Annotated in this window: 24 protein-coding genes; 9 read left to right on the top strand and 15 right to left on the bottom strand. The window is 76.0% G+C overall.

Going from position 1 to position 25055, the window contains the following annotated elements; genetic code table 11:
- Positions 1 to 51 precede the first annotated feature (51 nt).
- Entirely contained in the window at positions 52 to 1188 is a 1137-nt protein-coding gene (locus FHR77_RS10130) for an acetamidase/formamidase family protein (RefSeq protein WP_243861823.1), read from the top strand.
- Positions 1181 to 2824: an AtzH-like domain-containing protein gene (locus FHR77_RS10125; protein WP_341777320.1), complete on the top strand. Its 1644-nt coding sequence runs from the start codon at positions 1181 to 1183 to the stop codon at positions 2822 to 2824. Before FHR77_RS10130 ends, FHR77_RS10125 begins: the two co-directional genes overlap by 8 nt.
- Positions 2825 to 2935: 111 nt before the next feature.
- Here FHR77_RS10125 and FHR77_RS10120 read toward each other — a convergent pair whose 3' ends face one another.
- Complete coding sequence (locus tag FHR77_RS10120) at positions 2936 to 3610, bottom strand: nucleotidyltransferase family protein (protein WP_341777319.1); 675 nt, start codon at positions 3608 to 3610, stop codon at positions 2936 to 2938.
- A 79-nt stretch (positions 3611 to 3689) separates the two neighbouring features.
- Between FHR77_RS10120 and FHR77_RS10115 the strand changes: the two genes are divergently transcribed.
- Genes FHR77_RS10115 through FHR77_RS10105 form a run of 3 tightly spaced genes read left to right on the top strand, consistent with a single transcriptional unit; the run spans position 3690 to position 7161 of the window.
- The gene (locus FHR77_RS10115; RefSeq protein ID WP_243861644.1) at positions 3690 to 4979 is read left to right on the top strand and encodes a pyridoxal-phosphate-dependent aminotransferase family protein; all 1290 of its coding nucleotides are present in this window, start codon (positions 3690 to 3692) and stop codon (positions 4977 to 4979) included.
- Positions 4976 to 6238 (top strand): allantoate amidohydrolase, encoded by a 1263-nt coding sequence (locus FHR77_RS10110; protein ID WP_167260028.1) that lies wholly within the window; start codon positions 4976 to 4978, stop codon positions 6236 to 6238. The genes FHR77_RS10115 and FHR77_RS10110 overlap by 4 nt, the downstream gene beginning before the upstream one ends.
- Entirely contained in the window at positions 6235 to 7161 is a 927-nt protein-coding gene (locus tag FHR77_RS10105) for an SIS domain-containing protein (RefSeq protein WP_208380782.1), read from the top strand. Before FHR77_RS10110 ends, FHR77_RS10105 begins: the two co-directional genes overlap by 4 nt.
- A gap of 195 nt (positions 7162 to 7356) precedes the next feature.
- Here FHR77_RS10105 and FHR77_RS10100 read toward each other — a convergent pair whose 3' ends face one another.
- From FHR77_RS10100 to FHR77_RS10055, 10 genes are all read right to left on the bottom strand, one after another.
- The gene (locus FHR77_RS10100) at positions 7357 to 7968 is read right to left on the bottom strand and encodes a TetR/AcrR family transcriptional regulator (RefSeq protein ID WP_167260026.1); all 612 of its coding nucleotides are present in this window, start codon (positions 7966 to 7968) and stop codon (positions 7357 to 7359) included.
- Between the two features lie 304 nt (positions 7969 to 8272).
- The gene (gene allB, locus FHR77_RS10095; RefSeq protein ID WP_341777318.1) at positions 8273 to 9688 is read right to left on the bottom strand and encodes an allantoinase AllB; all 1416 of its coding nucleotides are present in this window, start codon (positions 9686 to 9688) and stop codon (positions 8273 to 8275) included.
- The gene (locus FHR77_RS10090; protein ID WP_341777317.1) at positions 9681 to 10457 is read right to left on the bottom strand and encodes a DUF1275 family protein; all 777 of its coding nucleotides are present in this window, start codon (positions 10455 to 10457) and stop codon (positions 9681 to 9683) included. Before FHR77_RS10090 ends, allB begins: the two co-directional genes overlap by 8 nt.
- 87 nt (positions 10458 to 10544) lie before the next feature.
- Entirely contained in the window at positions 10545 to 11141 is a 597-nt protein-coding gene (locus tag FHR77_RS10085) for a pyridoxamine 5'-phosphate oxidase family protein (protein WP_167260024.1), read from the bottom strand.
- The gene (locus tag FHR77_RS10080; protein ID WP_167260022.1) at positions 11138 to 11965 is read right to left on the bottom strand and encodes a creatininase family protein; all 828 of its coding nucleotides are present in this window, start codon (positions 11963 to 11965) and stop codon (positions 11138 to 11140) included. The genes FHR77_RS10085 and FHR77_RS10080 overlap by 4 nt, the downstream gene beginning before the upstream one ends.
- Positions 11962 to 13377, bottom strand: a complete 1416-nt coding sequence (locus tag FHR77_RS10075; RefSeq protein ID WP_341777316.1) for an FAD-binding oxidoreductase — start codon at positions 13375 to 13377, stop codon at positions 11962 to 11964. The genes FHR77_RS10080 and FHR77_RS10075 overlap by 4 nt, the downstream gene beginning before the upstream one ends.
- A 3-nt stretch (positions 13378 to 13380) precedes the next feature.
- Entirely contained in the window at positions 13381 to 14562 is a 1182-nt protein-coding gene (locus FHR77_RS10070) for a substrate-binding domain-containing protein (RefSeq protein ID WP_167260020.1), read from the bottom strand.
- 156 nt (positions 14563 to 14718) lie between these two features.
- Positions 14719 to 15603: an ABC transporter permease gene (locus FHR77_RS10065; protein WP_056056848.1), complete on the bottom strand. Its 885-nt coding sequence runs from the start codon at positions 15601 to 15603 to the stop codon at positions 14719 to 14721.
- Complete coding sequence (locus tag FHR77_RS10060; RefSeq protein ID WP_167260018.1) at positions 15603 to 16385, bottom strand: ABC transporter ATP-binding protein; 783 nt, start codon at positions 16383 to 16385, stop codon at positions 15603 to 15605. The genes FHR77_RS10065 and FHR77_RS10060 overlap by 1 nt, the downstream gene beginning before the upstream one ends.
- A gap of 5 nt (positions 16386 to 16390) precedes the next feature.
- On the bottom strand, positions 16391 to 17665 hold the full coding sequence (locus FHR77_RS10055; protein WP_341777315.1) for an amidohydrolase family protein: 1275 nt from the start codon (positions 17663 to 17665) through the stop codon (positions 16391 to 16393).
- Positions 17666 to 17962: 297 nt separating this feature from the next.
- Between FHR77_RS10055 and FHR77_RS16620 the strand changes: the two genes are divergently transcribed.
- The gene (locus FHR77_RS16620) at positions 17963 to 18556 is read left to right on the top strand and encodes a helix-turn-helix domain-containing protein (RefSeq protein ID WP_056058965.1); all 594 of its coding nucleotides are present in this window, start codon (positions 17963 to 17965) and stop codon (positions 18554 to 18556) included.
- Entirely contained in the window at positions 18553 to 19515 is a 963-nt protein-coding gene (locus FHR77_RS10045) for a 2Fe-2S iron-sulfur cluster-binding protein (protein ID WP_167260014.1), read from the top strand. Before FHR77_RS16620 ends, FHR77_RS10045 begins: the two co-directional genes overlap by 4 nt.
- Positions 19516 to 19824: 309 nt before the next feature.
- On the opposite strand, the gene FHR77_RS10040 is transcribed toward FHR77_RS10045, so the two are convergent.
- Complete coding sequence (locus tag FHR77_RS10040) at positions 19825 to 21318, bottom strand: amidohydrolase family protein (protein ID WP_167260012.1); 1494 nt, start codon at positions 21316 to 21318, stop codon at positions 19825 to 19827.
- Between the two features lie 93 nt (positions 21319 to 21411).
- Here FHR77_RS10040 and FHR77_RS10035 point away from each other — a divergent pair, with 93 nt between their 5' ends.
- Positions 21412 to 21657, top strand: coding sequence for a glutaredoxin family protein (locus FHR77_RS10035; RefSeq protein WP_167260010.1), 246 nt, complete (start codon positions 21412 to 21414; stop codon positions 21655 to 21657).
- 79 nt (positions 21658 to 21736) lie between these two features.
- On the opposite strand, the gene FHR77_RS10030 is transcribed toward FHR77_RS10035, so the two are convergent.
- A complete protein-coding gene (locus FHR77_RS10030) occupies positions 21737 to 22717 on the bottom strand; it encodes an epimerase (RefSeq protein ID WP_167260008.1) in 981 nt (326 codons plus the stop codon).
- Positions 22714 to 23400 (bottom strand): DUF4166 domain-containing protein, encoded by a 687-nt coding sequence (locus tag FHR77_RS10025; protein WP_341777314.1) that lies wholly within the window; start codon positions 23398 to 23400, stop codon positions 22714 to 22716. The genes FHR77_RS10030 and FHR77_RS10025 overlap by 4 nt, the downstream gene beginning before the upstream one ends.
- Positions 23401 to 23439: 39 nt before the next feature.
- Here FHR77_RS10025 and FHR77_RS10020 point away from each other — a divergent pair, with 39 nt between their 5' ends.
- The gene (locus tag FHR77_RS10020) at positions 23440 to 24333 is read left to right on the top strand and encodes a sulfurtransferase (RefSeq protein WP_167260006.1); all 894 of its coding nucleotides are present in this window, start codon (positions 23440 to 23442) and stop codon (positions 24331 to 24333) included.
- A gap of 223 nt (positions 24334 to 24556) precedes the next feature.
- Here the strand turns inward: FHR77_RS10020 and FHR77_RS10015 are convergent, their stop codons facing one another.
- The gene (locus FHR77_RS10015; RefSeq protein ID WP_167260004.1) at positions 24557 to 24955 is read right to left on the bottom strand and encodes a hypothetical protein; all 399 of its coding nucleotides are present in this window, start codon (positions 24953 to 24955) and stop codon (positions 24557 to 24559) included.
- Positions 24956 to 25055 lie beyond the last annotated feature (100 nt).

Below are 25055 nucleotides of genomic sequence, written 5' to 3'. Positions count from 1 at the left end.
GGGCCCGACTCACCGGCCGCGCCCGCCGCCCCGCCCCGCCCGGCCTGGCCCCTGCAGCCGGGGGAGGGCCCCGTCGCCGCCGGCCACTACCTCCCCGCGACGCCCGAGACGACGCTCTGGGGCCGCCTGCCCTGCGCCGCCGACACGGCGGTGCTGACGGTCGAGCCGGGCACACGCGTCACGATCGACACGGTCAGCCACGAGGGCGTGCTCGACGACCAGGGCCGCGACCCGGTGCGCTTCTTCGCCGCCCACGGCGTCGCCGCCGACGACGTGCTGAGCGACGCGGTGGCGATCGCCGCCTCCGACGCCCACGGCCGCGACCCGCTCGTCGACGGGCCGCACCTCGTCACCGGCCCGGTCGCGGTGCGCGGGGCGCAGCCGGGCGACGTGCTCAGCGTGACGCTCGTCGAGGCCCTGCCCCGCGTGCCGTACGGCGTCGTCTCGAACCGGCACGGGCGCGGGGCCCTCGCCGGCGAGTACCCGCTGCAGGAGGGCCCGGTCAGCGTCTTCGCGGCGGTGGACGTCGAGCCCGACGGCTCGCTCGTCGGCACGCTGCCGGTGGTGCCCGGGGGCGAGCACGTCGTGCGCTTCCCGCTGCGGCCCTTCCTCGGCATCATGGGCGTCGCCGCCGCGGGCGCCGAGCGCCCCCACTCGGTGCCGCCCGGGGCCTTCGGCGGCAACGTCGACATCGCGCTCCTCACGGCCGGCACGACGCTGCACCTGCCCGTGCAGGTGCCCGACGCGCTCGTCTACGTCGGCGACCCCCACTTCGCCCAGGGCGACGGCGAGGTCGCGCTGACCGCGATGGAGGCGTCGCTGCGCGTGACCGTGCAGCTCGACCTCGTGCGGCGCGACGACGCGCTCGCGATGTTCGGCGAGCTCGCCGGGCCGCTCGGCGAGACCGTCGACGACCTCGTGCCGACGGGGCTCGACGCCGACCTCGACGAGGCGGTGCGCGCCTGCGTCCGCGCGGCGATCGCCCTGCTGCGGGCCCGCTGGGGCATGGACGAGTCACTGGCCTACGCCTACCTCTCGGCCGCCACCGACTTCGACATCTCACAGGTGGTCGACCTCGTGAAGGGCGTGCACGCCCGGGTGCGCAAGGCGGACTTCGCCGGGGTGCCGCTGGTGGGCGGCGACCGCGCCGTGACCCGCCTCGACCGCGAGGAGGCGGCCCGTGCCTGACGAGACCGCTCCCGGCCCAGGGCCGGTCGCCCCGGGGCCGGTCGCCCCGCTGCCGGTCGCCCCGCTGCCGGTCACCACGCTCGAGGGCGGCGAGCTGCCCGAGGGCCTGCTCGACGCCGTCGTCGCCTACGAGGACGCCCTGCGCCGCGACGACGCCGCGGCCCTGGCCGACGCGTTCGAGCCCGGCCCGGGCAGCGTGCGCGTCGACGCGCAGGGCGTGCTCGTCGGGCACGACGCGATCACGGCGTTCCGGGCCCGGCGGGGCGGTGCCCCGGCCCGCCGCGTCGAGGAGTGCCACGTGCGCGTGCTCGACCCCGGCTCGGCCGTCGTGGTCACCGTCAACGCGCCGGCCGGCGGCGGCCGCGGCGTCGTCACCCAGCTGTGGAGGCGCGGGGCCGGGCAGCCGTGGCGGATCGCGACCGCGCACGTGCAGGCCCCGCGCCCCGCGGTCGACACGCGGGTGTGGCGGGTGGTGGGCGGGCCCCTGGTGCCGGCCCGCGCCTCCTCGGGGCCGCTGGCGGGGCGGACCGTCGCCGTCAAGGACCTCTTCGCCGTGGCGGGGCACGCGGTCGGCGCGGGCGTGCCCGCCTGGCTCGCCGAGCAGCCGGTCGAGACGGCGTCGGCCCCGGCCGTCGAGCTGCTGCTCGCCGCCGGGGCGAGCGTCGCCGGCCTGGCGCAGACCGACGAGTTCGCCTACAGCGTCGCCGGCCGCAACGGGTCGTGGGGCACCCCGCCCAACGGGGCCGTGCCGGGTGCGCTGCCGGGCGGCTCGTCGAGCGGCCCCGCCTCGGCGGTCGCGCTGGGGCAGGCCGACGTCGGGCTCGGCACGGACACGGGAGGCTCGGTGCGGGTCCCCGCCTCGTACCAGGGGCTCTGGGGGCTGCGGACGTCGCACGGCGCCGTGCCGCGGGAGGGTCTGCTGCCGCTGGCGCCGAGCTTCGACACGGTGGGCTGGCTGACGCGCGACGCGGCGACGCTGCGGGCGGCGGCGGAGGCGTCGCTCGGGGCGGCTCCCTCCGTGCCGACGGGGCGCGGGCCGTCGGGGTCGTCGGGGCCATCGGTCGTCGTCGATCCCCGGGTGCTCGCGGCGGTCGAGCCCGACGTCGCCGCGGCCTTCACCGAGGTCGTCGACGCGCTCGTCGGCGACGGGCGGCTGCCCGGGCCCGCGGCCGTGGAGGTCGGCGACCTCGGCGTGCTCTTCGGGCTGTTCCGGGTCGTGCAGGCCGCCGAGGCCTGGCGCAGCCACGGCCGCTGGATCGAGGCGCGCCCCGGTGTCCTCTCCGCGGACGTCGCGGCGCGGTTCGCCGTCGGGGCGAGCGTCGACGCCGAGCAGGAGCAGGAGGCGCGGGTCGGCCTGGCGGAGGCCCGTCGCGCCCTCGACGCGGTGCTCGGCGACGCCGTGCTCGTGCTGCCGTCGGCCTCGTCGGCGGCGCCCCGGCTCGACGCCTCGGCGGAGGAGGTCGACCGCGTGCGCGGGGCGACGCTCCGCCTCACCTGCCTCGCGGGCGTCACCGGGCGCCCCGCCGTCTCGGCCCCGCTGCTGCGCGTCGCGGGCGGGCCCGTGGGGCTCTGCCTGGTGGGGCCGCGCGGCTCGGACCTCGCGCTCGTCGACCTGGCGGCGTCGCTCGTCGGCTGAGGCGCGGCGGCGGCGCCGTCGGGGCGATCGAGGTGACTCGTCCTGGGCCCTCAGCGCCGCGAGAGGCCCAGTTCGAGTCACCTCGGGGGCGCGACGGCGTCGCGCTCGCCGTCAGGCGGGGCGGTCGACGTCGGCGCCGTCCCAGAGGTCGGAGGCGTCGACGCGCTCGGCGCCGTGCGCGTGCAGCCAGCTCCGCGCGCCGGAGTCGCCGTGCAGCGTGGCCGCCAGCGGAGCCCAGTGGTCGCGCCCGATCACCACGGGGTGGCCCGGGCGGCCGTCGAACACCGCCTGCCGCAGGGCGCCCGCCGAGCGCGCTCCGTCGCCGTCGAGCAGCCGCGCGACCGCGGCCGGCGGCAGCCCCGGGAGGTCGACCAGCGAGACCAGCGCGCACCGCGCCTCCTCGGCTCCTCCTCCCGCACCGCCCGCCGCGTCGGCCAGCGCCCGGGCGACCTCCGGCCCCGCCGCGGCCACCAGCCCCGCGCGGAGCGACGCGGCGAGCCCCTCGGCCCAGTCGCCGGCGACGACCACGAGGAGGCGCGGGTCGGCCGGCACGAGACCGCGCGCCTCGCCAGCCCGCGCGCCGAGCACCACGACCACCACGTCGCAGCCCCCGTCGAGCAGCGCCGCGCACCCCCGCTCGAGCCAGGGCGTGCCGTCGGGGTCGCGGACGAGGGCCTTCGGCCGCCCCGCGCGCGTCCCGGCCCCGGCGGCCAGGAGCACGCCGACGACCCGGCCGTCAGCAGCCGCGTCGGAGGGCGACGAGGGGGCGCGGGTCGGCTCGGTCACGCCCCGATCCTCGCAGCCTCGCCGCCGCCCTCGCCCGCACGGCAACACCCCTGAAACACGGGTTGCGTACGATGACGGCATGAAACGAGCCTTCCAGCCGATCGACCCGCCCGCTCGCCTGCTGATGGGCCCCGGCCCGATCACCGCCGACCCGCGCGTGCTGCGGGCGATGTCGGCGCAGCTGGTCGGCCAGTACGACCCGTGGATGACCGCGACCATGGACGAGACCCAGGCCCTCTACCGCCAGGTCTTCCAGACCGGCAACGAGCAGACCGTGCTCGTCGACGGCACCTCCCGGGCCGGCATCGAGGCGGCCCTCGTCTCGCTGATCGAGCCGGGCGACCGGGTGCTCGTGCCCGTGTTCGGTCGCTTCGGCCACCTGCTCGTCGAGATCGCCGGGCGGTGCGGCGCCGAGGTGCACACGATCGAGGTGCCCTGGGGCCAGGTCTTCACCGCCGAGGCGATCGAGCGCGCGATCGTCGAGACGCGCCCCGCGCTGCTCGCGGTCGTGCACGGCGACACCTCGACGACCGTCGCCCAGCCGCTCGAGGGGCTCGGCGAGGTCTGCGCCCGCCACGGCGTCCTCTTCTACACCGACGTCACGGCCTCGATCGCGGGCAACGCCTTCGACGCCGACGCGCTCGGGCTCGACGCCGTCACCGCCGGGCTGCAGAAGTGCCTCGGCGGCCCCTCCGGCTCGGCGCCGGCCACCTTCTCCGACCGGGCGGTCGAGCGCATCCGGGCCCGCGCCTCCGTCGAGGCCGGCATCCGCAGCGCGGGCGACCCGACCAGCGAGCGGCGCATCGCCTCGAACTACTTCGACCTCGCGATGATCTTCGACTACTGGGGCCCGCAGCGGCTCAACCACCACACCGAGGCCACGACGATGCTCTACGGCGCCCGCGAGTGCGCCCGGCTCGTCGTCGAGGAGGGCCTCGACGCCGCCGTCGAGCGTCACCGCCTGCACGGCGCGGCGATGCTCGCCGGGGTGCGCGGCCTCGGCCTCGGCGTCTTCGGCGACGTCGAGCACAAGATGAACAACGTCGTCGCCGTCGAGATCCCCGACGGGGTCGACGGCGACGCGGTGCGCGGGCAGCTGCTCGCCGACTTCGGCCTCGAGATCGGCACGAGCTTCGGGCCGCTGCACGGCAAGGTCTGGCGCATCGGCACGATGGGCTACAACGCCCGCCGCGACACCGTGCTGACGACGCTCTCGGCCCTCGAGTCGGTGCTGCGCCGTGCGGGCGCCCGGGTCGCGACGGGCGGCGGGGTCGACGCCGCCTACGACGTGTACGCCGACGCCGACCGGGTCGCGGCCCTGGCCGCGGCGACGGCCGGAGGCGCGGAGCAGGCGGGAGGCGCGGCGTGAGCCCCGCAGGCACGCCCGGCTCCGACGCGCAGACGATCCTCGACCGGTGCGACGAGCTCGCCCGGGAGAGCAGCGCGGCCCACGGCATCACGCGCGTCTACCTCAGCCCGGAGCACGCCCGGGTCAACGCGATCGCCGCCGGCTGGATGGAGGCCGCGGGCATGACGACCTGGCAGGACGCCGCGGGCAACCAGCGCGGCCGGTACGAGGCCGAGACGCCGGGCGCGCCCGCCGTGCTGCTCGGCTCGCACCTCGACACGGTGCCCGACGCCGGCCGCTACGACGGCGTCCTCGGCGTGCTGCTCGCGATCGCCGTCGTCGATCGCCTGCACCGCGCGGGCACCCGCCTGCCGGTCGCGGTCGAGGTCGCGGCGTTCGGCGACGAGGAGGGCACGCGCTTCGGCACGGCCCTGCTCGGCTCCCGGGCGCTCGCCGGCACCTGGGACGACGCGTGGTGGCAGCTCGTCGACGACCAGGGCACCACGCTGCGCGACGCGTTCACCGCCTTCGGGCTCGACCCCGCGGCCGTGGCCGACGCCGCGCCTCCCCGGGGGTCGCTCGTCGGCTACCTCGAGGCGCACATCGAGCAGGGCCCCTACCTCGAGGAGGCCGACCGGGCCCTCGCCGTCGTCTCGTCGATCGCCGGGGCGCGGCGCTTCGAGCTCACCGTCACGGGCGTCGCCGGGCACGCCGGGGGAGTCCCCTTCCACCGTCGGCACGACGCGCTCGCCGGGGCCAGCGAGATCGTGCTCGCGGTCGAGCGCCTCGCCCGCGACGCGGGCTGCGTGGCGACGGTGGGCCGGCTGCAGGCGTTCCCGGGCGGGGTCAACGTCATCCCCGGACTGGTCGAGGCCAGCGTCGACCTGCGGGGCGAGCACGACGCCGAGCGGGACGCCGTGTGGGAGGCGGTGCTCGCCGAGGCCGCGGAGGTCGCCGAGCGCCGCGGCCTCACCGTCGAGGCGCGCGAGACGCACAGCGCGCCCGCCGTGGTCGCCTCGCCCGCCCTCCGCGACGTCGTGCGCGAGGGCATCGCGGCGACGGGCGACGCTGACCCGATGACCCTGTTCTCGAAGGCCGGCCACGACGCGATGGCCGTCGCGGAGCTCACCGACTGGGCGATGCTCTTCGTCCGCTGCGGGGCCGGCGGCATCAGCCACCACCCCGACGAGATCGTCGGCCTCGCCGACGTGGCGGTCGCGCTCGACGCGTTCGAGGCCGCGGTGCGCGCCCTGGCGGCCCGGACGGCGGAGGCGGCGTGAGCGCGAGCACAAGCGCGGACGCGGACGCGGTCGCGGAGCCGGGGCAGGTGCCGACCTACGCTGCGGCCGCCCCGGCCGAGGGCGGCATCCGCGACCGGATCGACTCCGGCTACGGCGCCCTCAGCCCGCAGGAGCAGCGCGCCGCCGACTTCATCCTCGACCACCTCGACGACCTGGCGGTCGTCACGGCGACCGAGATCGCCGAGCAGAGCGGGGTGTCGAAGGCGACGGTGTCGCGGCTGTTCCGCCGTCTCGGGTTCACCGACGCCCAGGAGGTGCGCGAGCAGGCCCGCGCCGCGCGCGGCCGGGGCGTCCCCGTCGGGCCGACCACCGCCTCCGGCGACCTCGCCCCCCACGCGGCCTCCGAGCAGCGCAACCTGCAGCGGATGCTCGACGGCCTCGCCGACGGCCGCCTCGCCGATGCCGCCCGCCTGGTGGCCGACGCCCAGCGCGTCGTCGTCGTCGGGTTCCGCAACAGCTACCCCGTCGCGATGCACCTGCGACAGCAGCTCGTGCAGGTGCGCGACGACGTGCGCCTCGCCCCGCAGCCGGGCCAGTCGGTCGGGGAGGAGCTCGTGGGCCTGAGCCCGCGCGACGTCGTCGTGCTCGTCGGGTTCCGGCGACGGCCGGCCGGGTTCTCGGGCGTCGTCCGTTCGCTGGCCGAGCGCGGGGTGCCCGTCGTGCTCGTCGGCGACGCGTCGGCCCGCGCGGCGGAGGTCGCCGTGCGCCTCGAGTGCCCGGTCGACAGCCCCTCGCCGTTCGACAGCTACGCCGCGGCGATGAGCCTCGTGGCGCTCTTCGCGGCGGCCGTGCTGGCCGAGCACCCGCGCACGGGGCGCACCCGCGTCGGCGACGTCACCGGGCTCTACGCCGACCTGGCCGAGCTGGAGCAGCGGCCCGGCACGGAGGGCGCGGGCGCCTGAGCCCCGCCGGGCGTCCCCGCCGGGGCGTCCTCGCCGGTGCGGCGGGTCGCCGTCCTCGTGGGCGGGTCGCCGCCGACCCGCCCACGAGGGCACCGACCCGCCGACTCGACGAACGAGCGCGCCCACGAGGACACGGACCCGCCGACTCGACGCTGAGGCGAGGCGGCTCGGTCGAGGCGGTTCGGGCGGGGCGCCTCAGGCGGTGCGGGTCAGCGCCGTGAGCACCTCGGCCATGACCTCGCCCGGGCCGACCTCGCCGGTGGCGGGGGCGTCGAACGCCGAGCCGAGCGCGACGTCGATGAGCAGCCGGGCGAGCGTGTCGGACGACAGCCCGGTCACCTGTCGCGCCTGGCCCTGCAGCACGACGTCGACGAGACCGCGCAGCGTGTCGAGCACCGCCCGGCGCCGGTCGACGAAGGCCGCCATCACGGCCTCGTCGGCGAGGGCCTGAGCGCGGAACTCGCTCATCAGGGTGAAGTCGTCGGCCGTGACCTGCGCGTAGGGCGCGAAGGCGTCGCGCACGGCGGCGGGGAGGTCGGAGAGCGGCGTGCCCGGCAGCATCATGTGCTCGAGGGCTCCGAGGGCCCCCTCGGTCTCCTGCGTCAGGAGGGTGATCACGAGGTCCGACTTCGACTCGAAGTTGGAGTAGACCGCGCCCTTGCTGAAGCCCGCGGCCTTCGCGACGTCGTCGAGGGTCGTGGCGTGGACGCCGCGCTGCGAGAAGAGCGTCGAGGCCGCCTGGAGCAGCCGTTCGCGCACCTCGGCGCGGGGCGGCCGTGAGGTCCGCTCTCGTTCCGTGGTCGCCATGACCGCCACCCTAGCGGGCTCCGGCACCCCGTCGGGCACGCGCCGGGCTGACCCCCGGAAGGGGGGTCACCGGGGTGCATACCGGAGAGTATCGGGGGCGCTACCATCGAGGTACCTGACGCACCCGAGACGCCAGGCCTGGTGCACCCGGAGCACCAGAGAGCGACGCGAGCGCGCGGCGCGGCGCACCCCGACCTGCCCGAACAGGTCGCCCGTCGCGCGCTCGAGTCAGCACCCGTGCGGGCACCCGCGTCGCCACTGGCGCGCTGACAGCACCCCAGCGTTCCCGCTGGTGCGCCCCGCCTCAGGGGCGGGTCAGCAACCGGGCCGGAGGCGCGGCGTCGGTCACGAGCACACCCCCCACCCAGGTCGCGGCGACGAGCCCGACCAGCTCCGCGCCGTCGAAGGCCGAGACCGGGTTGCGGTGCGCGAGCGCCGTCACGTCGACGGTGAAGGGCTCCTCCGGCGCGAAGGCGACCAGGTCGGCCGCGGCCCCCACCGCGATGCGGCCCTTGGCCGGGGAGGCCGCGGAGCCGCCACCGAGCCCGACGAGGTCGGCCGTGCCGCTGCTCATCCAGCCGAGAACGCGCTCGAGCGGCACGCCGCGTGCCCGCGCCCCCGACCAGACGGCCCGGAAGCTCAGCTCGAGCCCGGCGATGCCGCCCCAGGCGAGGCCGAAGTCGCCGTCGCCCGCGAACTTCAGCTCGGGCGTCGACGGCGAGTGGTCGGACGCGACCACGTCGATCGTGCCGTCGACGAGGGCGGCCCAGAGCAGCTCGCGGTTCGCCTCGTCACGGATGGGCGGGCAGCACTTGAACTGCGTGGCGCCGTCGGCGATCGAGCCGGCGTCGAACGTGAGGTAGTGCGGGCAGGTCTCGACCGTGAGCCTCAGGCCCTCGGCCTTGGCCGCGCGGATGGTGTCGAGCGCGCGCGCCGACGAGAGGTGCAGCACGTGCGCGCGGCCGCCGGTCTCGCGCAGGGCCTCGACGACGTGCTCGATCGCGGTCGTCTCGACCACCTCGGGGCGGGAGCGCACGAAGTCGTCGTAGACCGCGCCTCCGGCGGGCCCCTCGGGCAGACCGGCCGCGGCGGCGTCGAGCTCGCCCGTGTCCTCCGCGTGGACGATCAGCAGGCCGTCGAACGCCGCGAGCTCGCGGGCCGCCGCGTGCAGCTGCTCGGTCGTGAGGTGCGGGAACTCGTCGACCCCCGACGGCGACAGGAAGGCCTTGAAGCCGAAGACGCCGGCGTCGTGCAGGGCCCGGAGGTCGCCCGTGCCCAGGTTGCCCGGCACGGCGCCGCCCCAGAAGCCGACGTCGACGACGGACTGCGGCGCCGCGGCCGCGCGCTTGAGCTGGAGGGCGGCGACGGTCGTGGTCGGCGGGACGCTGTTCAGCGGCATGTCGACGATCGTCGTGACGCCGCCGGCGGCCGCGGCCCGGGTGGCGGAGGCGAAGCCCTCCCACTCGGTGCGGCCCGGCTCGTTGACGTGCACGTGGCTGTCGACCACCCCGGGCATCAGCACCTGGTCGGCGGGCAGCGTGACGTCGGGGCCGCCCGGGCGCGCGGCGACGGCGTCGAGCGACCCGATCGCGACCACCACTCCGTCGCGGACGTGCACCGACGCGGCCCGCCAGGCGCCGTCGACGAGCACGCGCTCGGCCCGCACGACGAGGTCCCCGACGAGGTCCCCGGCGAGGTCGTCGGCGACCGCGTCAGCCACGGGGCGCCCCCTCGGCCTCGGCGGCGACCGCCTCGGCCGCCTTCACCCGCTCGCGCATCAGGTGACCGGTCAGCGCGACGAGCAGCGTCAGGCCCCCGGCCGCGCCCATGCCGACGCCGATGTGCACCTGCAGCAGCAGCGCCCCGACGCCCGCGCCGACGAGGATCATCAGCACCGCGAGCACGCGCCGCGGGAAGTTCTTGCCGTCGCCGCCGGCGAGCTTCGACTCCGACGCGAGCCCGACGATGGTCGAGGTGACGACGACGGTGGTCACGTCGGCCACCGCGATCCTGCGGGCCGCCGCGGCCTGCAGCCCCATGGCCGCGCCGAGCAGGCCGGTGATCGTGTAGGCCCAGGGCGACCCCTCCTCGGGCAGCACCCAGAAGCACGAGAGGCCGAGCACGAAGAGCACGCCGCCGGTGACCGAGAAGGCGATCGTGCTGCGGCCCGACCAGCCCTTCCGGCCGCCGCGCAGCAGCCGCCCGCCGCCCGCGGCGCCGACGAGGAACGCCACGAGGGCGACCACCGGGCCGACGATCGGCAGCCCGTCGGCCTGGGCGATCGCCATGCCGAGGATGACCACGTTGCCGGTCATGTTCGCCGTGAAGACGCGGTCGAGGCCGAGGTAGCCGACGGCGTCGATGATGCCGGTGGTGAAGGTCAGCGCGAGCATCATCACGAGGTGCATGCGGGCCTGGTCACGGCGGAGGCGCGTGACCGGGTTCCGGCTGGCGCGCTCGGGGGCGGAGGGTGCGGCGGTGTCGGTCACGGCGGTCCTTTCGTGGGGCGGTACGAGTCTGGCAGCCCCGCGGCGGGGCCCGGGCGAGCCCGGCTCAGCACCGCGGGGCGGGCCGGCTCACCCGGCGCGGTGGGAGTGGGCCCAGCCCCCGTCGCCGAGCACCCACTCCTCGCGACGGCTCGCGGTGTCGGGCGCGCTCGACCAGGCGGTCACGCGGGTGGGGCGCACGACGAAGCCGGCCCAGGTCGGGGGCGGCTCGAGACCCGTGCCTCCCGCGGTGGCGACCCGCGCCTCCCTCTCCGCCTCGGCCGCGGCCCAGCGGGCGCGTCGCTCGTCGAGCGGCAGCGCGGCGAAGTCGTGGGTGTTGAGCCAGGCGAGCTGCTGCAGGTACGGCGAGCGGGCGGCGTACGCCGCGGCCACGGCCAGGGGGTCGGCGGGCTCGGCCCGGCCCCGCACCACGAGCTGGTGCGTGAAGCCGGGCCAGAGCACCGTGACGGCGACGAGCGGGTTCGCCCGGATCTGGGCGACCTTGCGACTGGTCGCGTCGGTGTGGAACGACAGCCCGTCCCGGGCCACCGACGAGAGCAGCACGGTGCGGGCGTCGGGGCCCCCGTCGGCGTCGACCGTCGACAGGGTCACCTGCGGGCGGTCGGGGTCGTCGTCCGGCGGCAGCCACGCCTCGAGCACGGCCCAGGCCTCGTCGGGCAGCCTCACGCGGCGGGCCCGCCCGGCGGCCGGTGCCGGAAGCGCGCGATCTCGGCGAGCTGGGCCACCCCGTTCCGCACCGCCGTGGCGTGCAGCTCGGCTCCCCAGGCGGCGTTCGCCCCGCTGGCGTCGCCGACCACGCCGTCCGGCCCGAAGTCGTCGCTCGTCCAGCCGAAGTGCACCGGGCCGCCGTTGAAGCGCACGTACTCGGTGTCGAGCAGGTGGTCGGGGATCCACCGCCGGGCCTGGCCCATGTCGACGAGGTCGGGCCGGAGGTGCAGGATCATCGACGTCTCGCTGTGCCCGCCGTGCACGCCGAAGCCGTGCTCGTCGGGCCCGTTCACGCCGTCGCCCGCGACCATGCCGGTGCCCATCAGGAAGGTGCGGAGCCCGAAGCGCCGCCGCAGCTCACGGAGGGCCACCTGCAGCAGCGCGATGTTGCCGCCGTGGCCGTTGTAGAAGACGAGGGTCCGGGCGGGCGTGGCCGCGACCGAGCGGCCGATGTCGACGACGGTCTGCAGCAGGGTCTCGGCCGTGAGCCAGACCGTGCCCGGGGCCCAGTGGTGCTCGTCCGACTTCGTGTAGGCGAGCGGGGGCAGCAGCCAGACGTCCTGCCCGCCGGCCGCCGCCTCCTCGACGACCGCCCGGCTGATCAGGTCGGCCATCAGCCAGTCGGTGGCGAGCGGCAGGTGCGGGCCGTGGTGCTCGATCGCGCCGGTGGGCAGCACCACGATGCTGTCCTCGCCGAGCGCGGCCGACAGGGCCGGCCCGCTCAGCTCGACGAGGTCGCGCGAGCGCGAGCGGACGCGAGGCCGGGGTCGCAGGTCGCTCACGAGACCTTCGCCCCGGTGTCGACGCCGACCGCGGCCGGCGCCCCGTGGCCGCCCTTGACGCCCGGGTCGGGCCCGCCGACCGTCGCCGGGTCGACGAGCTTGCCGGGGTTGAGCAGCCCCTCGGGGTCGGTCGTCGCGGCCAGGGCGCGGGTGCGCTCGGGCTCGAAGTCCACGTACCACTGGTGCGGGTTGTGGTAGCCGACGCCGAGCGCACGGAGCTTCGCGAAGCCCGCGTACACCTCGGCGGCGGAGCGGTAGACGCCGGCGAGCATGCCGATCGGCCGCCCGTGCTGCGACTCGATGTGCAGCATGCCGCCCTCGTAGACCCCGTGCACCTCGTCGATGCGGTCGACGAGCGCGTCGCCCGAGACCTCGACGTGGAAGTACGTGTCGGGGTACGCCTTCTGCAGCCACTCGATCGGGTGGTTGTACGACATCATGCTGATCTTCATGGCGGTCTGGGGGCCCTCCCGCACGTCCTCGACGCGGCCCCCCGCCTCCTCGACCATCCGGGTGGCCTCCTCGACGGTGGCGACGTCGAGGATGGCCCGCAGGCTGACGCGCCCGGCGGGGATGCCCGGGTCGTCGGGCAGGGCGTCGGCCAGGGTCGGCAGGTCGGCGCTGACGAGGCGGGGCGTCGGCTCGAGGGCCGCGAACGGCCGGATCAGCGACAGGGCCTGCTCGAAGCGGTCGAAGCTCGCGAAGAACCCGCGCCAGTCCTGCAGCGGCTCGAGCGCGACGGTCGCCCGGGCGATGACGCCGGCCGTGCCGTAGTTGTGGACGTACGGCTGCGCGTCGTCGCCCTCCACGTGCACGAGCCGGGCGTCGGGCACCGCGTGCACGACGTCGAGCGCCGTGACGAAGCCGGAGCTGTTCGAGCCGTGCTTGATCGACCCGGTGCCGCCGGAGCCCCCGGCGAGGAACCCGCCGATGGTCGACTGCGCGGTCGACGGGTACATCAGGATCTGCTGCCCGGTCTTCGCGGCGGCCTGCTCGAGGGCGACCATCGTCGCGCCGGCCTCGGCGGTGATCCAGCCGACCCCCACCTCGACGACGGCGCGGGCCCGGGTCAGGTCGAGCACGAGGCCGCCGGCCATCGGGATCGCCTGGCCGTAGTTGCCGGTGCCCTTGCCGCGGGGCGTGACGGGCACGCCGTGCCGCACGGCGGCCGCGACGACCGCCGCGACCTGCTCGGCGTCGGCCGGGTAGGCGACGAGGTCGGCGAGGCCGAGCGGCAGCTGCTCGCTGATCACCGGCGAGAGGCGCGAGCCGTCGAGGCTCGCCCTCTCACGGGCGGCGAGCTCGACCGAGACCCCGCGGTCGCCGAGCAGCTCGCGCAGCTCGGCCTCGAGGGCGGCGGTGGCGGAGGCGGTGGTGCCGCCGGCACCGGTGGCGGTCAGCGTGTCGGGCACGGCTCAGAACCCCAGGCTGATCGAGTCGTCGAGGAACTCGTTCGTGTAGAGGTCGCTCGGGGCGAGGCCCTCCTTCAGCGTCGAGCCCTGCGCCTCGAAGATCTCGGTGTCGAGGTCGATGACCTTCTGCATGCGCTCCTCGTCCATGTCGCCGACGTAGCCGTTGTCGCCGTCGGTCGCGATGCCGAGCGCCTTCATCTGCTTGACCGCGTACGCCGCGACGTCGGCGTCGTAGACCCAGCCGGTGTCGTACTGCTCGACCAGGTCGACGATCTTCTCGTTCGTGGCCTCGGGCGAGGCGAAGTAGTCGACGTCGGCCTGCTGCAGCACCGGCACGAGCTTCTCGAGGCAGGGGCTGAGCTCCTCGAGGTCGCCCGTCTTGACGGCCATGGCCTCGGGGTAGATCGGGTAGCCGGTGTCGTTGATCAGCTGGTACTCGAGCGGCTTGCCCCAGGCCGAGACCTGGTTCTCGTAGACGAACGGCTCGGCCGTGGCGAAGCCCTGCTGGGCGTCCTTCCCCTGCGACACGACGAACTTGGACGGGGTGCCGTCGTAGCTGCCGTCCGTGACGCCCTCGGGCAGGATGTCGTTGCCGATCAGGTAGTCCATGTAGGCGGCGCCGGAGAAGTACCGCACGACGCCGTCGTCCTTCGCCAGCTCCTCCCCGAGCTCCTCGATCGTCGTCACGTCGGGGTAGGTCTCCGGGTCCCACATGATCATCTGCGGTGAGATGTCGTTCTCGGCGAAGACCGCCGTGGTGGGCAGGTCGGCCGAGTTCTGCACGGCGACGTCGGTGGTGACGTAGCCCATGGTGATGTCGTCGTCCTGGTACATCTGCGAGGTGACGGTGTTGAAGCCGATCGCCGGGCCGCCGGCCCGGATCTCCACCTTCACGCCGGTCGGCTGGCCGCCGGCCATGAGGTCGCTCGTCACCGTCTTCTGGTCGGCGTCGACGGTGTAGTCGTCGCTGAGCAGCTGGTACGCGTGGCCGTGCTCGGCCTCCGGGTTCCAGTCGGTCTGGATCACGACGGTCGCGGGGCAGACGCCCGAGAGGTCGACGCCCGAGCCGCTCGCGGCGGCCTGGGGCGCGGCGTCGTCGGAGGGCCCGGCGGAGCAGGCCGAGAGGGCGGCGGCCGTCACGACGACGAGTCCGAGGGCCGTGAGGGTGCGGGAGGTGCGGGGCATGGGGTTCTCCTGTCAGGGGGTGGAGCAGGGGAGCGGGCAGAGCGGTGCTGTGCTGGGGGCGGAACGGTGAGGGGAGGTGCGGAAGGGGAAGAGAGGGGGGGAGCGCCGGAGGCGCGGGTCGACCGGGCGGTCCGCCGCGGCCGTGTCGGTGGCCGGCTAGTTCGCCGTGAACCACTTGCCCGTCGCGACCCGGCCGAGCCAGCCGAACGCCACGAAGACCACGACGCCGAGGACGCTCGCGACGACGATCGCGGCGAACATCTCGGCGCCGTTGAGCCGCTGGTTCATCACCGAGATCAGGACGCCGAGGCCGCCGTCGCCGCGCTGGAAGAACTGGTCGGCGACGATCGCGCCGATCACCGAGAGCCCGGCCGAGTTGCGGAGGCCGATGAAGATCGACGGCAGCGCGGCGGGGAACCGCAGCTTGGTCAGCAGGGTGAGTCGCGAGGCGCCCTGCAGCTGGAAGAGCTCGCGCTGGCCCTTGTCGACCGACTGCAGGCCGAACAGGGTGTTCGACACCATCGGGAAGAGGGCGAACATGACCGTGACGATGATGCGCGACGGCATCTCGTAGCCGAAGAGCGACCCGATCAGCGGCACGAGCGCCAGGATCGGGATGCACTGCAGCACGACCGCGTACGGGAAGAGCGCGCTCTCGATCCAGCGCGCCTGCACCATGAGCACCGCCCAGGCGACCCCGATCACGATGGCGATCGCCAGGCCGATCACCGCGATCAGCGTCGTGTTGCCGAGCGCCTCGAGCAGGTCGGGGCGGAAGTCGGCGTCGAGCAGGACGGCGTTGAGCACGAGGTGCGGGTACGGCACCAGGAAGGGCAGTCCGCGCACCTGGTCGTAGTACAGCGCGATCAGGTAGCCGACCCCGATCAGCGCCACGAAGACGACGATCGGCAGCACGACGTCGCGCGTCCGCGCCGCGCGGGGCGTGAGCGCCCGGCGCGGGGCGCGGGGGCCGGTCAGCCGGGGCTGCGCGGCGGGCGCCGTGCTCGGCTCGGCGGGGGAGACCCGGGTGTCGATGGCCATCAGCGGTGCCCTTCTCGGAGTGCGTGCGAGACCTCGCCGACCAGCTCGGCGAACTCGGGGGTGAAGCGCAGGTCGGGGTCGCGGGGCATCGGGAACGGCACGTCGAACTCGCCGACGATGCCGCCGGGCCGGCCCGACATGACGATGACGCGCGTGGAGAGGTAGACGGCCTCGGAGACCGAGTGCGTGATGAAGAGGCCGGCGAACGACTTCTCGACGAAGAGCCGCAGCAGCTCGTCGTTGAGGCGCTCGCGGGTGATCTCGTCGAGGGCGCCGAACGGCTCGTCGAAGAGGAACAGCTCGGGGTCGAGGGTCAGCGACCGGGCGAGCGAGGCGCGCATCTTCATGCCGCCCGAGAGCTCCTTCGGCAGCGACGTCTCGAAGCCCGACAGGCCGACGAGGTCGATGGCCTCGGCGGCGGCGCGGCGCCGGTCGGCCTTCGAGGCCCCGTTCAGCTCGGCGAGCAGCTCGACGTTGTCGCGGACGTTCCGCCACGGCAGCAGGGTCGCGTCTTGGAAGACGTAGCCGATGCGGTCGGTGTCGACCTCGGCCCGCCCCGCCGAGGCGCTCTCCAGGCCGGAGGCGATCCGCAGCAGGGTCGACTTGCCGCAGCCCGAGGGGCCGACGACCGTGACGAACTCGCCGCGGTCGACGGTGAGGTCGACGCCCTCGAGCGCGACCGTGCCGTTCGGGAACCGCATGGCGACGTCGCGGAAGTCGAGCAGCGTGCCGACGGTCGTCGGCGCCGGGGCGCTCGGGCGGGGGGTGGCGGTGGTGGTCATGCGGGTCACCTGGTCTCCGTGAGGGTGCGGTCGGTGGGGGCGGCGATCCGGGCGCGCTCGGCGGCGGGGGCGGCGACGTGCCGCGTGACGACGCTCTCGGCGACGACGCGGCCGGCGTGCAGCACGGTGCGGTCGGCGGGCGCCGAGGCCACGGCCTCCGCCAGCGAGGAGGCGCGGATCGCCAGCAGGTCCGCCCGCGCCCCCGCCACGGCTCCGGCCACGGGCAGGCCCATGACCGACCGCGCCCCGTCGCTCACCGCGTGCCAGGCCTCGTCGATCGTCAGGTGGCCGGCGACGACGAGCAGCATCGCCGTCTCGAGGGCGTCGCTCCGGCCGAGGGGGTTGAAGGGGTCGCGCACGTTGTCGGCGCCGGCCGCCAGCCGCACCCCGGCGTCGAGCAGCTCGCGCACGGCGGTGAGGCCGCGGGGCGTGGCGACCGGCGACTCCCACCCCTGCAGGTAGAGGTTCGTGATCGGGTTCGCGATCACGCCGACGTCGGCACGGCGGACCGCCTCGACCACCTCGTCGCGCTGGGCGGCGGGCATGCTGCCGAGGCGCACGCAGTGGCCGGCCGAGACCGGCGTCGTCCAGTCCTCCACGCGGCGCGCGAGGGCGAGCAGGGTGTCGGGCCCGTGCAGGCTCTCGTCGGTGTGCAGGTCGACGCCGACGCCGCGGCGCTCCGCGATGTCGAGCAGGCGGTGCAGGTCGCGCTCGGGCTCGCGGGAGAGGTGCGGGGCGCCGCCGACGAGGTCGACGCCGAGGTCGAGGACGGCCTCGACGTCGCGGTCGGGGCTGTCCTGCGAGGCGAGGGCGACGATCTCGACGTCGACGAGGTCGCGCAGCTCGTCGCGCACCCGCACCAGCGCCTCCGCCCCGCGCGTCGCCTCGGCGCCGAGCAGCACGTCGACGTGGGTGCGGACCGCGGTGGTGCCCTGGGCCAGCATCGCGAGCAGCTGGCGGCGGGCGCGGTCGGCCACGTCGTCGACGGTCATCGTCGCGGCGTGCACGCGCCAGGAGGCGATGGCGAGCTCGAGGTCGCCCATCGGGGGCCGGATGGCGTCCCAGGAGAGGGCCTTGTCGAGGTGGGCGTGCGGCTCGGCGGGGGCGGTGAGCAGCAGGTGGCCGGCGAGGTCGAGGGTCTCGGCCTCGGGGGCCCGCGCCGCCGTGCCCGCCGGGACCACCGCCTCCACCGTGTCGCCGGCCAGGACGACGTCGACCACCGAGCCGTCGGGCAGGGTGGCCGCGGTCAGCAGCGAGATCGGGCGGGGGAGTCGGCTCACGGGTCGTCCTCGGTCTGTCGGCCGGTGGCCCCTCGGGGGGAGGGCCGGTCGGTGCAGGGTGCAGAATGTTGATCGCATCAACATGGTTCAATCTAAGGACGGCTCGTTTCGGGCACGTGACGCGGTCGTTTCGCCGTGTTAATTGCGGGCCGGGCCGTCCGACCGCCGTGGTAGACCTCGTCTGTCCACCCGATCCAGGAGGCTCCCGTCACGTCCCTCGACGACCTCGACACCGTGGCTCGCGCCGCCGGGTCGGCAGCGACCCCGGCGCCGGCATCGGCCCCGGGGCCCGCCGCCGTGACCGCCGCGCCCGCCGCCGCGCCCGTCGACCCGCAGGCGCTCGCCGTGGGCTCGCGCATCCGGCGGCTGCGCCGGGCCCGGGGCCTGACCCTCGTGCAGCTCGCCGGCGAGGCCGAGCTGTCGCACCCCTTCCTCAGCCAGCTCGAGCGCGGGCTCGCCCGGCCGAGCCTGGTCTCGCTCGAGCGCATCGCGCGGGCGCTCGGCACGAGCCAGGTCGAGATCCTCGCCGCGGTCGACGACGACCGGCCCGGTGACCAGCCCGGCGTCGTGCACGTCGCCGCGGCCGAGGGCTCGACGGGGCGCTACGGGCAGGCCTCGGCGCGGCTGCTCACGCACGGCGACCGCGCCTTCCACCCGATGGAGATGACCGGCTACAACCGCGACCCCGGCGACTTCTTCGAGCACGCGGAGGACGAGTTCGTCCACGTGCTCGCCGGTCGCCTGCGCGTGGAGCTCGGCGACGAGGGCGTGCACGTGCTCGGCCCCGGCGACTCCCTCTACTACGTCGGGGGCACCGCCCACCGCTGGGCCGCCGTCGACGACGACGGCTACCGCCTGTTCGTCGTCAAGCAGAGACCGGAGACCCTGTGACCGCCCCCACCCGACTGCCCGACACCGCCCTCGACGTCCTCGTGACGGCGCGCACCCGCTCCGCCGACCGGGTCGAGCTCTTCGAGTTCGCGGCGCCCGACGGCCTCCCCCTGCCGCGCTGGCAGCCCGGCGCCCACGTCGACGTCGCCCTGCCCGGGGGAGAGGTGCGGCAGTACTCGCTCTGCGGCGACCCCGACGGGCCCACCTGGCGGATCGGCGTGCTGCGCGAGACGGGCGGACGTGGAGGCTCGGCCTGGCTGCACGACTCCCTGGCCGTCGGCGACGCGGTGCGGCTGGCCGGGCCCCGCAACCACTTCGAGTTCGAGCCGCGTCGCGGCACCTCGTACGTGTTCGTCGCGGGCGGCATCGGCGTCACGCCGATCTCGGCGATGGCGCGGGCGGCGGCGCGCGCGGGCGTCGGGTACGTGATCCACTACGCCGGCCGCAGCCGCGCCTCCCTCGCCCTGCTCGACGAGCTGGTCGAGCTGCACGGCGACCGGCTGCACGTGCACGCCGCCGACGAGGGCGACCGGCTCGACGTCGACGCCCTCTTCGCCGGGATGGCCGCGTTCACGACGACCTACTGCTGCGGGCCCGAGCGGCTGGTCTCGGCCGTCGAGGCGGCCGGTGCCGGGCGGCAGGTCGTCGTCGAGCGCTTCGAGCCGAAGGAGGTCGGCGAGCCGGTGCGGCACGAGTCGTTCGAGGTCGAGCTCGCCGCCTCGGGCCTGACGGTCACGGTGCCGCCCGACCGCTCGGTGCTCGACGTCGTCGAGGAGGCCGGCGTGCTGGTGCTGTCGAGCTGCCGCGAGGGCACCTGCGGCACCTGCGAGACGCCCGTCGTCGAGGGCGAGGTGGACCACCGCGACTCGATCCTCACGCCCGACGAGCAGGCCGCCGGCGACCGCATGTTCCCCTGCGTCTCGCGGGCCGCGTGCCCCCGGCTGGTGCTCGACCTGTAGCGCCCGCGCGCCCCGCGCCTCCCGCCCCGGCTCGCCCCGCGCCTCCCGCCCCGCGCCTCCCGCCGTAGCTCGTCCCGCGCCTCCTGCTGATGCCGACCATGCACGCGGCCGGTGTGTGTCAACTCCTGCAAATGCCGACAGATCCGCCGTCAGAGGCGGTCTGGTAGAGGTCTTTCCACGTCCCAGAGACGCCTCGGTCGGCAATTGCGGGCGGGGGAGGCGGGCCGGAGGGGTACCGGTCGGGTTCTGCAGGCAGGGCGGCCGGTGGGCAGCAGCCAGCAGCCAGCGGTCAGGGCGGCCGGTGGCCGGCTAGCGGCCGACGCGCTCGCGGAGGGCCGCGACCAGCTCGTGCTCGTCGGCCCCGAGGAGGCGCCCGTCACGCACCACAGGGCGGCCCGCCACGAGCACGTGGCGCGGACGCCGCCCCGGGCTCGCCCAGAGCAGCCCCGCGACCGGGTCGGCGACCCCGGCGTCCGCGACGCCCGAGACGTCCCAGAGGCAGAGGTCGGCGGCGGCACCGGGCCGGAGGTGGCCGAGCTCGGGGCGGCCCAGCCCGGCGGCCGAGCCGGAGGTGGCGAGCCCGAGCGCGTCCCGGGCGGTCAGCGTCAGCGTCGGCGACGAGGCAGCACCCCCGGCGCCCTCCCCGTCCTCGGCACCCCCGGCGCCCGCAGCGCCCGCGGCGCTCGCCGGCCGCGGCGCCAGCGGCGCGACCTGCATCGCCAGCCGCGCGTCCGCCAGCAGGTGCCCCGCGTCGTTGCTCCCGCCGCCGCTCGTGCCGAGCCCGACGACGACCCCCGCCGCGCGCAGGGCCGCGACCGGCGCCACGCCCCAGCCCATCGGCAGGTCGCACCCCGGGGCGTGCGTCGCCGTGACCCCGGCCGCCGCGAGCCGCGCCACCTCCGACGCGTCGACCGCGCAGAGGTGGGCGATCGTGACGTCGTCGGCGAGCCAGCCCCACTCGTCGAGCAGGTCGAGGGGGCGACGCCCCCAGCGCTCGAGGGCGATCGCGACGTCGACCTGCTCGTTCGCCTGGGTGCGCCTCCTCAGCCCGTGGCGGGCCGCGACCTCGGCCAGCAGCTCGAAGGTCTCGCGTCCGTCGCTGTGCACGCCCGCCGGCCCGACGGCGAGCTGGAGCATCCCGTCGGCGCTCACCCCGCCCGGCGGCACCGGGCCCTCCGCCCCGAGCAGCCCCTGCACGATCGCCTCGGCCGACGCCGCGGCGCGCTGGGGGTCGTCGCGGGCCGAGCCCCGCACGAAGACCAGCCGCCCGCCGAGCCCCCGGGCCGTCGCCGCGATGCTCCGGGCGATCGCGACGGTGTCGGCCACGGCGGCGTCCGCCGCGGCCCCGCCGAGGGCGGCCCCGCCGAGCGCGGGCGCGGCGGGCCAGTTCAGCTGGTGGTCCGCGACCGTCGTCACGCCCGCGAGCAGCCCCTCGGCGACCCCGACGGCCGTGGTCGCCGCGACGAGCGACGGGTCGATCACGGCCGAGCCGTACGCCGCCGCCATCGCGGGCAGCCACTCGGCCATCGGCACGTGGCGGGTGCCGGGCAGCGTGCGGAACCCGCTCTGCAGCAGGTGGTGGTGCGCGTTGACGAGCCCCGGCGTGACGACGCACCCGCCGGCGTCGAGCACGTCGTGCCCGCCGCGCAGCGCGTCCTCGCCCGGGGGCGCCACCACGACGCCGTCCCGCACCCAGAGGCTGTCGGTGGTCTCGGTCGCCTCGTCGACGACGACGCGCACGGCGCCGCGGACCTCGAGCAGGCGGCCCGGCGGCAGGGAGGTCGGCAGGGGAGTCGTGGCCATGCGAGATTCCTAGCAGCGCCGTGTGTCGGGCGCGTTTCCGCCCCGTGCGAACAGGGGGAGTCGCCTCCCGCCCCCGCAGATAGGCTCGCCCGCATGAGCGACCAGAACCCCGACCGCATCCTCATGTTCGGCGCCGACTGGTGCCGCGACTGCCGCCGCTCCAAGGCGCTGCTCGACCGCGAGGGCGTCGCGTACGACTACGTCGACGTGGAGGCGGTGGAGGACGGCGCCGACCGGGCGTACGCGATCAGCGGTCGCACGCAGATCCCCGTCGTGGTCTTCCCCGACGGCAGCCACCTCGTCGAGCCCACCGACCCCGAGCTCGCCGCGAAGCTCTAGGCGCAGGCGCAGGCGCAGGCGCAGGCAGGAGGCGACCGCCCCCGGCCCCCGCGTCGCGGGCGGCGCTACCCGCGGCCGCCTACCCGCGGCCGCCGATCCGCTGCCGCCGCTCGGCGACGACGCCCTTGACCGCCTCGTCGAGGTACGGGTGCACGAACTCGTAGCCGCCCTCGACCAGGCGCTCCGGCAGCACCCACCGGCTCTTCAGCACGAGCTCCGTCTCCGTGCGCAGCACGGCCGTGCCGAGCTCGAGCATCCACCGCGTCGCCGGCAGGCCGACGGGCATCCCCACCGCGCGGCGGACGATGCCCATCATCGTCCGGTTGTCGGTCGGGTTCGGCGACGAGAGGTTCACGACCCCGTCGAGCTCCTCGTGCTCGCGCAGCCACTCGATGCTGCCGAGCACGTCGTCGACGTGGATCCAGCTGAACTTCTGGCGCCCGCCGCCGGCCCCCTCGCGGTGGTGCGTCCCGGCCGCGAGCCGCGCCCGCGTCGCGGGCCACGGGCCGTCGAGCTGCGGCCCGCCGAGGCCGGCGCGGGCCAGCCCCATCAGCGGCACCAGCGCGCTGCCGTCGCCGAGCACGATCGCCATCCGCAGCGCGACCCGACGGGTCGCGGGCAGGTCGGGTGCGAAGAACTCGCGCTCCCAGGCCGTCGCCACGTCGACCGAGAAGCCGGTGCCGACCTGCCCGGTCGACTCGGTCATCGGGCGGTCCTCGGCGTGGCGGTAGATCGTCGCGGTCGACGAGTTGAACCAGACCGCAGGAGGCGCGGTGCACGCGAGCACCGCCTCCGCCAGCTCCCGCGTGGTCTCGACCCGCGACCGGAGGATCTCGGCGCGGTTCTCGGGCCCGTAGCGGCAGTCGACGCTCTTGCCGGCCAGGTTCACGAGCGCGTCGGCGCCCTCGAGCAGGGCCGTGATGCCCGCGGTGTCGCCCCAGCTCGCGTCGGAGCCGGAGCGTCCGACCGTGCTGACGCGGGCGCCGCGCGCGCGGTACGCGGCGGCGAGGTGCTGGCCGATGAAGCCGGAGGCCCCGGCGAGGACGACGTGCTCGGTCATGTGGTGGTTCCCCCTGGGTGGCGGTCGGCCGCCGCGGCGCGGGGCTCGATCCGGTAGTCGAAGTGTCCGGAGTACTCGTAGATCCGCCCGACGACGGGAGCGTCGAGCGTCAGCGAGACGCGCTGGCGCCCGGCCGCCGGGTCGAAGGCCTCGTGCAGCGTGACGCGCGGCGAGACCGCCCGGGGCAGCGGGAGGTGCCGGCGCCCGACGCGCAGGGCGAGCGCCCCCGACGTGAGCACGAGCCCGCCGTCGACGACGGCCACGGCGAGGTCGGCCGACCAGCGGCGTCGCGTGCCCAGGTGGTCGACGAGGCCGCTCGGCCCCGCGGTGATCGCGTCGACCATGCTCCGGTGCGAGTCGGGGTCGTCCGAGAACGCGAACGTGCGCACCGCGCCCACCACGACGTCGCCGGCGGGGTCGACGCCGGGGGTGTTCACGACGCCGAAGGGCACGTCGTGCTGCCAGACGGGGAAGAGCACGCCCTGCCGGCCGAGCACGGCGAGCACCGGCCACAGCCAGCGCCGCGGGGTGCCCACGCGGTCGAAGACGCCGTGGCCGACGCCCACCGAGCCGGCCGGGATCGCCGCGAAGTACGGGCGGAGTCGCGGGTGCAGCCCGTCGAGCAGGTCACCGGCCACGGACTCCCACGGCGACGGGGGCGGGGTGGTCGAGGCGACGGACACGTGCCGAGCCTAGGGGCACGGCGTGGGTAGCCTCGGCGCATGGAGACCACCGTGCACCCCCTCGTGACCGCGGCCGAGCTGGAGCGCGAGCTCCGGGGCCCGCGTGCCCCGCGACTCCTCGACGTCCGGTGGCGGCTCGACCGCCCCGACGGCCGTGACGAGCACCGCGCCGGGCACCTGCCCGGGGCGGTCTACGTCGACCTCGACTCGGAGCTCGCGGGCCACGGCGCCCCCACCGACGGGCGGCACCCGCTGCCCGCGACGGCCGACCTGCAGGCCGCGGCGCGACGGTGGGGCCTCGGCCGGGGCGACGCCGTCGTCGTCTACGACGACCTGGGCGGGCTCTCCGCCGCGCGGGCCTGGTGGCTGCTGCGCGTCTCGGGGGTGGCCGACGTGCGCCTGCTCGACGGCGGGCTGGCGGCCTGGCGCAGCGCCGGGCTGCCCGTGGAGGAGGGCGACGTGACGCCCGTGCCCGGCGACGTGCTGCTCGAGCCGATCGGGGCGGGGCGCGACGGCCTCGGCGTCGTCGACACGGAGGCGGCAGGCGGGTGGCCGGGGCACGGAGCGCTCGTCGACAGCCGCGCCGCCGAGCGCTTCCGCGGCGACGTCGAGCCGGTCGACCCGCGGGCGGGCCACGTGCCCGGCGCGCTGAGCGTGCCGACGGCCGGCAACCTCGGGCCCGACGGGACGTTCCTCGAGCCGGCGGCCCTCGCGGAGCGCTACCGGGAGGCGGGCGTCGACCTCGGGGGCGACGTCGCGGTGTACTGCGGTTCGGGCGTGACCGCGGCGCACGCGGCCCTGGCCCTCACGCTCGCCGGGGCCCGACCGGCCCTCTGGCCGGGGTCGTGGAGCGCCTGGTCGTCCGACCCGGCGCGGCCCGTCGCGGTCGGCGACCCGGGTGCCCCTGACGGCCCGGCCCCTGACGGCCCCTGACGACACGGACCGAGCGCGCCGTTTGACATGCGACATTTCAGCTGTCACACTGGGTTCATCAGCGCGGCCGCCGGTGAGCCTCCTCCCCCCTCGGAGGCCCGGCGGCCGCGCTGACCTGCTGTGCGGTCCGACCTGCTGTGCGGTCCGACCTGCTGTGCGGTCTGATCTGCTGTGCGGTCTGACCTGCTGTGTGGACTGACCTGCTGTGCAGGCTGACCCGCTGCTAGTCGGCGACGATGACGGCGATGGCGCGCTTCAGGGCCTCGCGGTCGGCGCGCAGCTGCGCGACCTCGGCCTCGAGCTCGCTGATGCGGTCGCTCGTCGCGGCGCTGCCCGAGCCCGGGGGGCGGCCCCGGCGGGGTGCTGCCACGGCGGCGGCGGCCTCCTCGAGGCTCTCGTCGGCCTCGGCGGCCTCCGCGGCGACCTCGGGCTCGACGGGCGCCGGGGCGTTGGCCTTCTCGTGGGCGCGGATCCAGCCGCGCAGCGACTGCTCGCCGACCTCGAACTCCTCGGCCGTCTCGCGGATGATCGAGCGGTTGCCCGGCTCGGCCTCGCGGCGCTCCAGGACTCGGGCGAGCGACTTCTCGCGGGTCTCGTCGGTGTACTTCTGCTCGAAGGGCATGGGGGCTCCTGTGTGCGATGTCGTGATGATGGTGTCTTCGTCACCGTGCGCGGGAGCCGGTGATGTGTCGACGGTACTGCATCCATGTAGATCGTCACCG

The organism is Frigoribacterium endophyticum, assembly GCF_011759585.1.
Taxonomy (GTDB): domain Bacteria; phylum Actinomycetota; class Actinomycetes; order Actinomycetales; family Microbacteriaceae; genus Frigoribacterium; species Frigoribacterium endophyticum.
Note: the sequence above shows the minus strand (reverse complement) of the source record. Positions and strands in the feature narration are given on the sequence as shown.

Excerpts from the sequence above, each read along its gene's own strand:
- FHR77_RS10115 (WP_243861644.1), top strand. The coding sequence starts at position 3,690 with ATGAAACGAGCCTTCCAGCCGATCGACCCGCCCGCTCGCCTGCTGATG.
- FHR77_RS10100 (WP_167260026.1), bottom strand. The coding sequence starts at position 7,968 with ATGGCGACCACGGAACGAGAGCGGACCTCACGGCCGCCCCGCGCCGAG.
- FHR77_RS10070 (WP_167260020.1), bottom strand. The coding sequence starts at position 14,562 with ATGCCCCGCACCTCCCGCACCCTCACGGCCCTCGGACTCGTCGTCGTG.
- FHR77_RS10065 (WP_056056848.1), bottom strand. The coding sequence starts at position 15,603 with ATGGCCATCGACACCCGGGTCTCCCCCGCCGAGCCGAGCACGGCGCCC.
- FHR77_RS10060 (WP_167260018.1), bottom strand. The coding sequence starts at position 16,385 with ATGACCACCACCGCCACCCCCCGCCCGAGCGCCCCGGCGCCGACGACC.
- FHR77_RS10040 (WP_167260012.1), bottom strand. The coding sequence starts at position 21,318 with ATGGCCACGACTCCCCTGCCGACCTCCCTGCCGCCGGGCCGCCTGCTC.
- FHR77_RS10035 (WP_167260010.1), top strand. The coding sequence starts at position 21,412 with ATGAGCGACCAGAACCCCGACCGCATCCTCATGTTCGGCGCCGACTGG.
- FHR77_RS10030 (WP_167260008.1), bottom strand. The coding sequence starts at position 22,717 with ATGACCGAGCACGTCGTCCTCGCCGGGGCCTCCGGCTTCATCGGCCAG.
- FHR77_RS10020 (WP_167260006.1), top strand. The coding sequence starts at position 23,440 with ATGGAGACCACCGTGCACCCCCTCGTGACCGCGGCCGAGCTGGAGCGC.
- FHR77_RS10015 (WP_167260004.1), bottom strand. The coding sequence starts at position 24,955 with ATGCCCTTCGAGCAGAAGTACACCGACGAGACCCGCGAGAAGTCGCTC.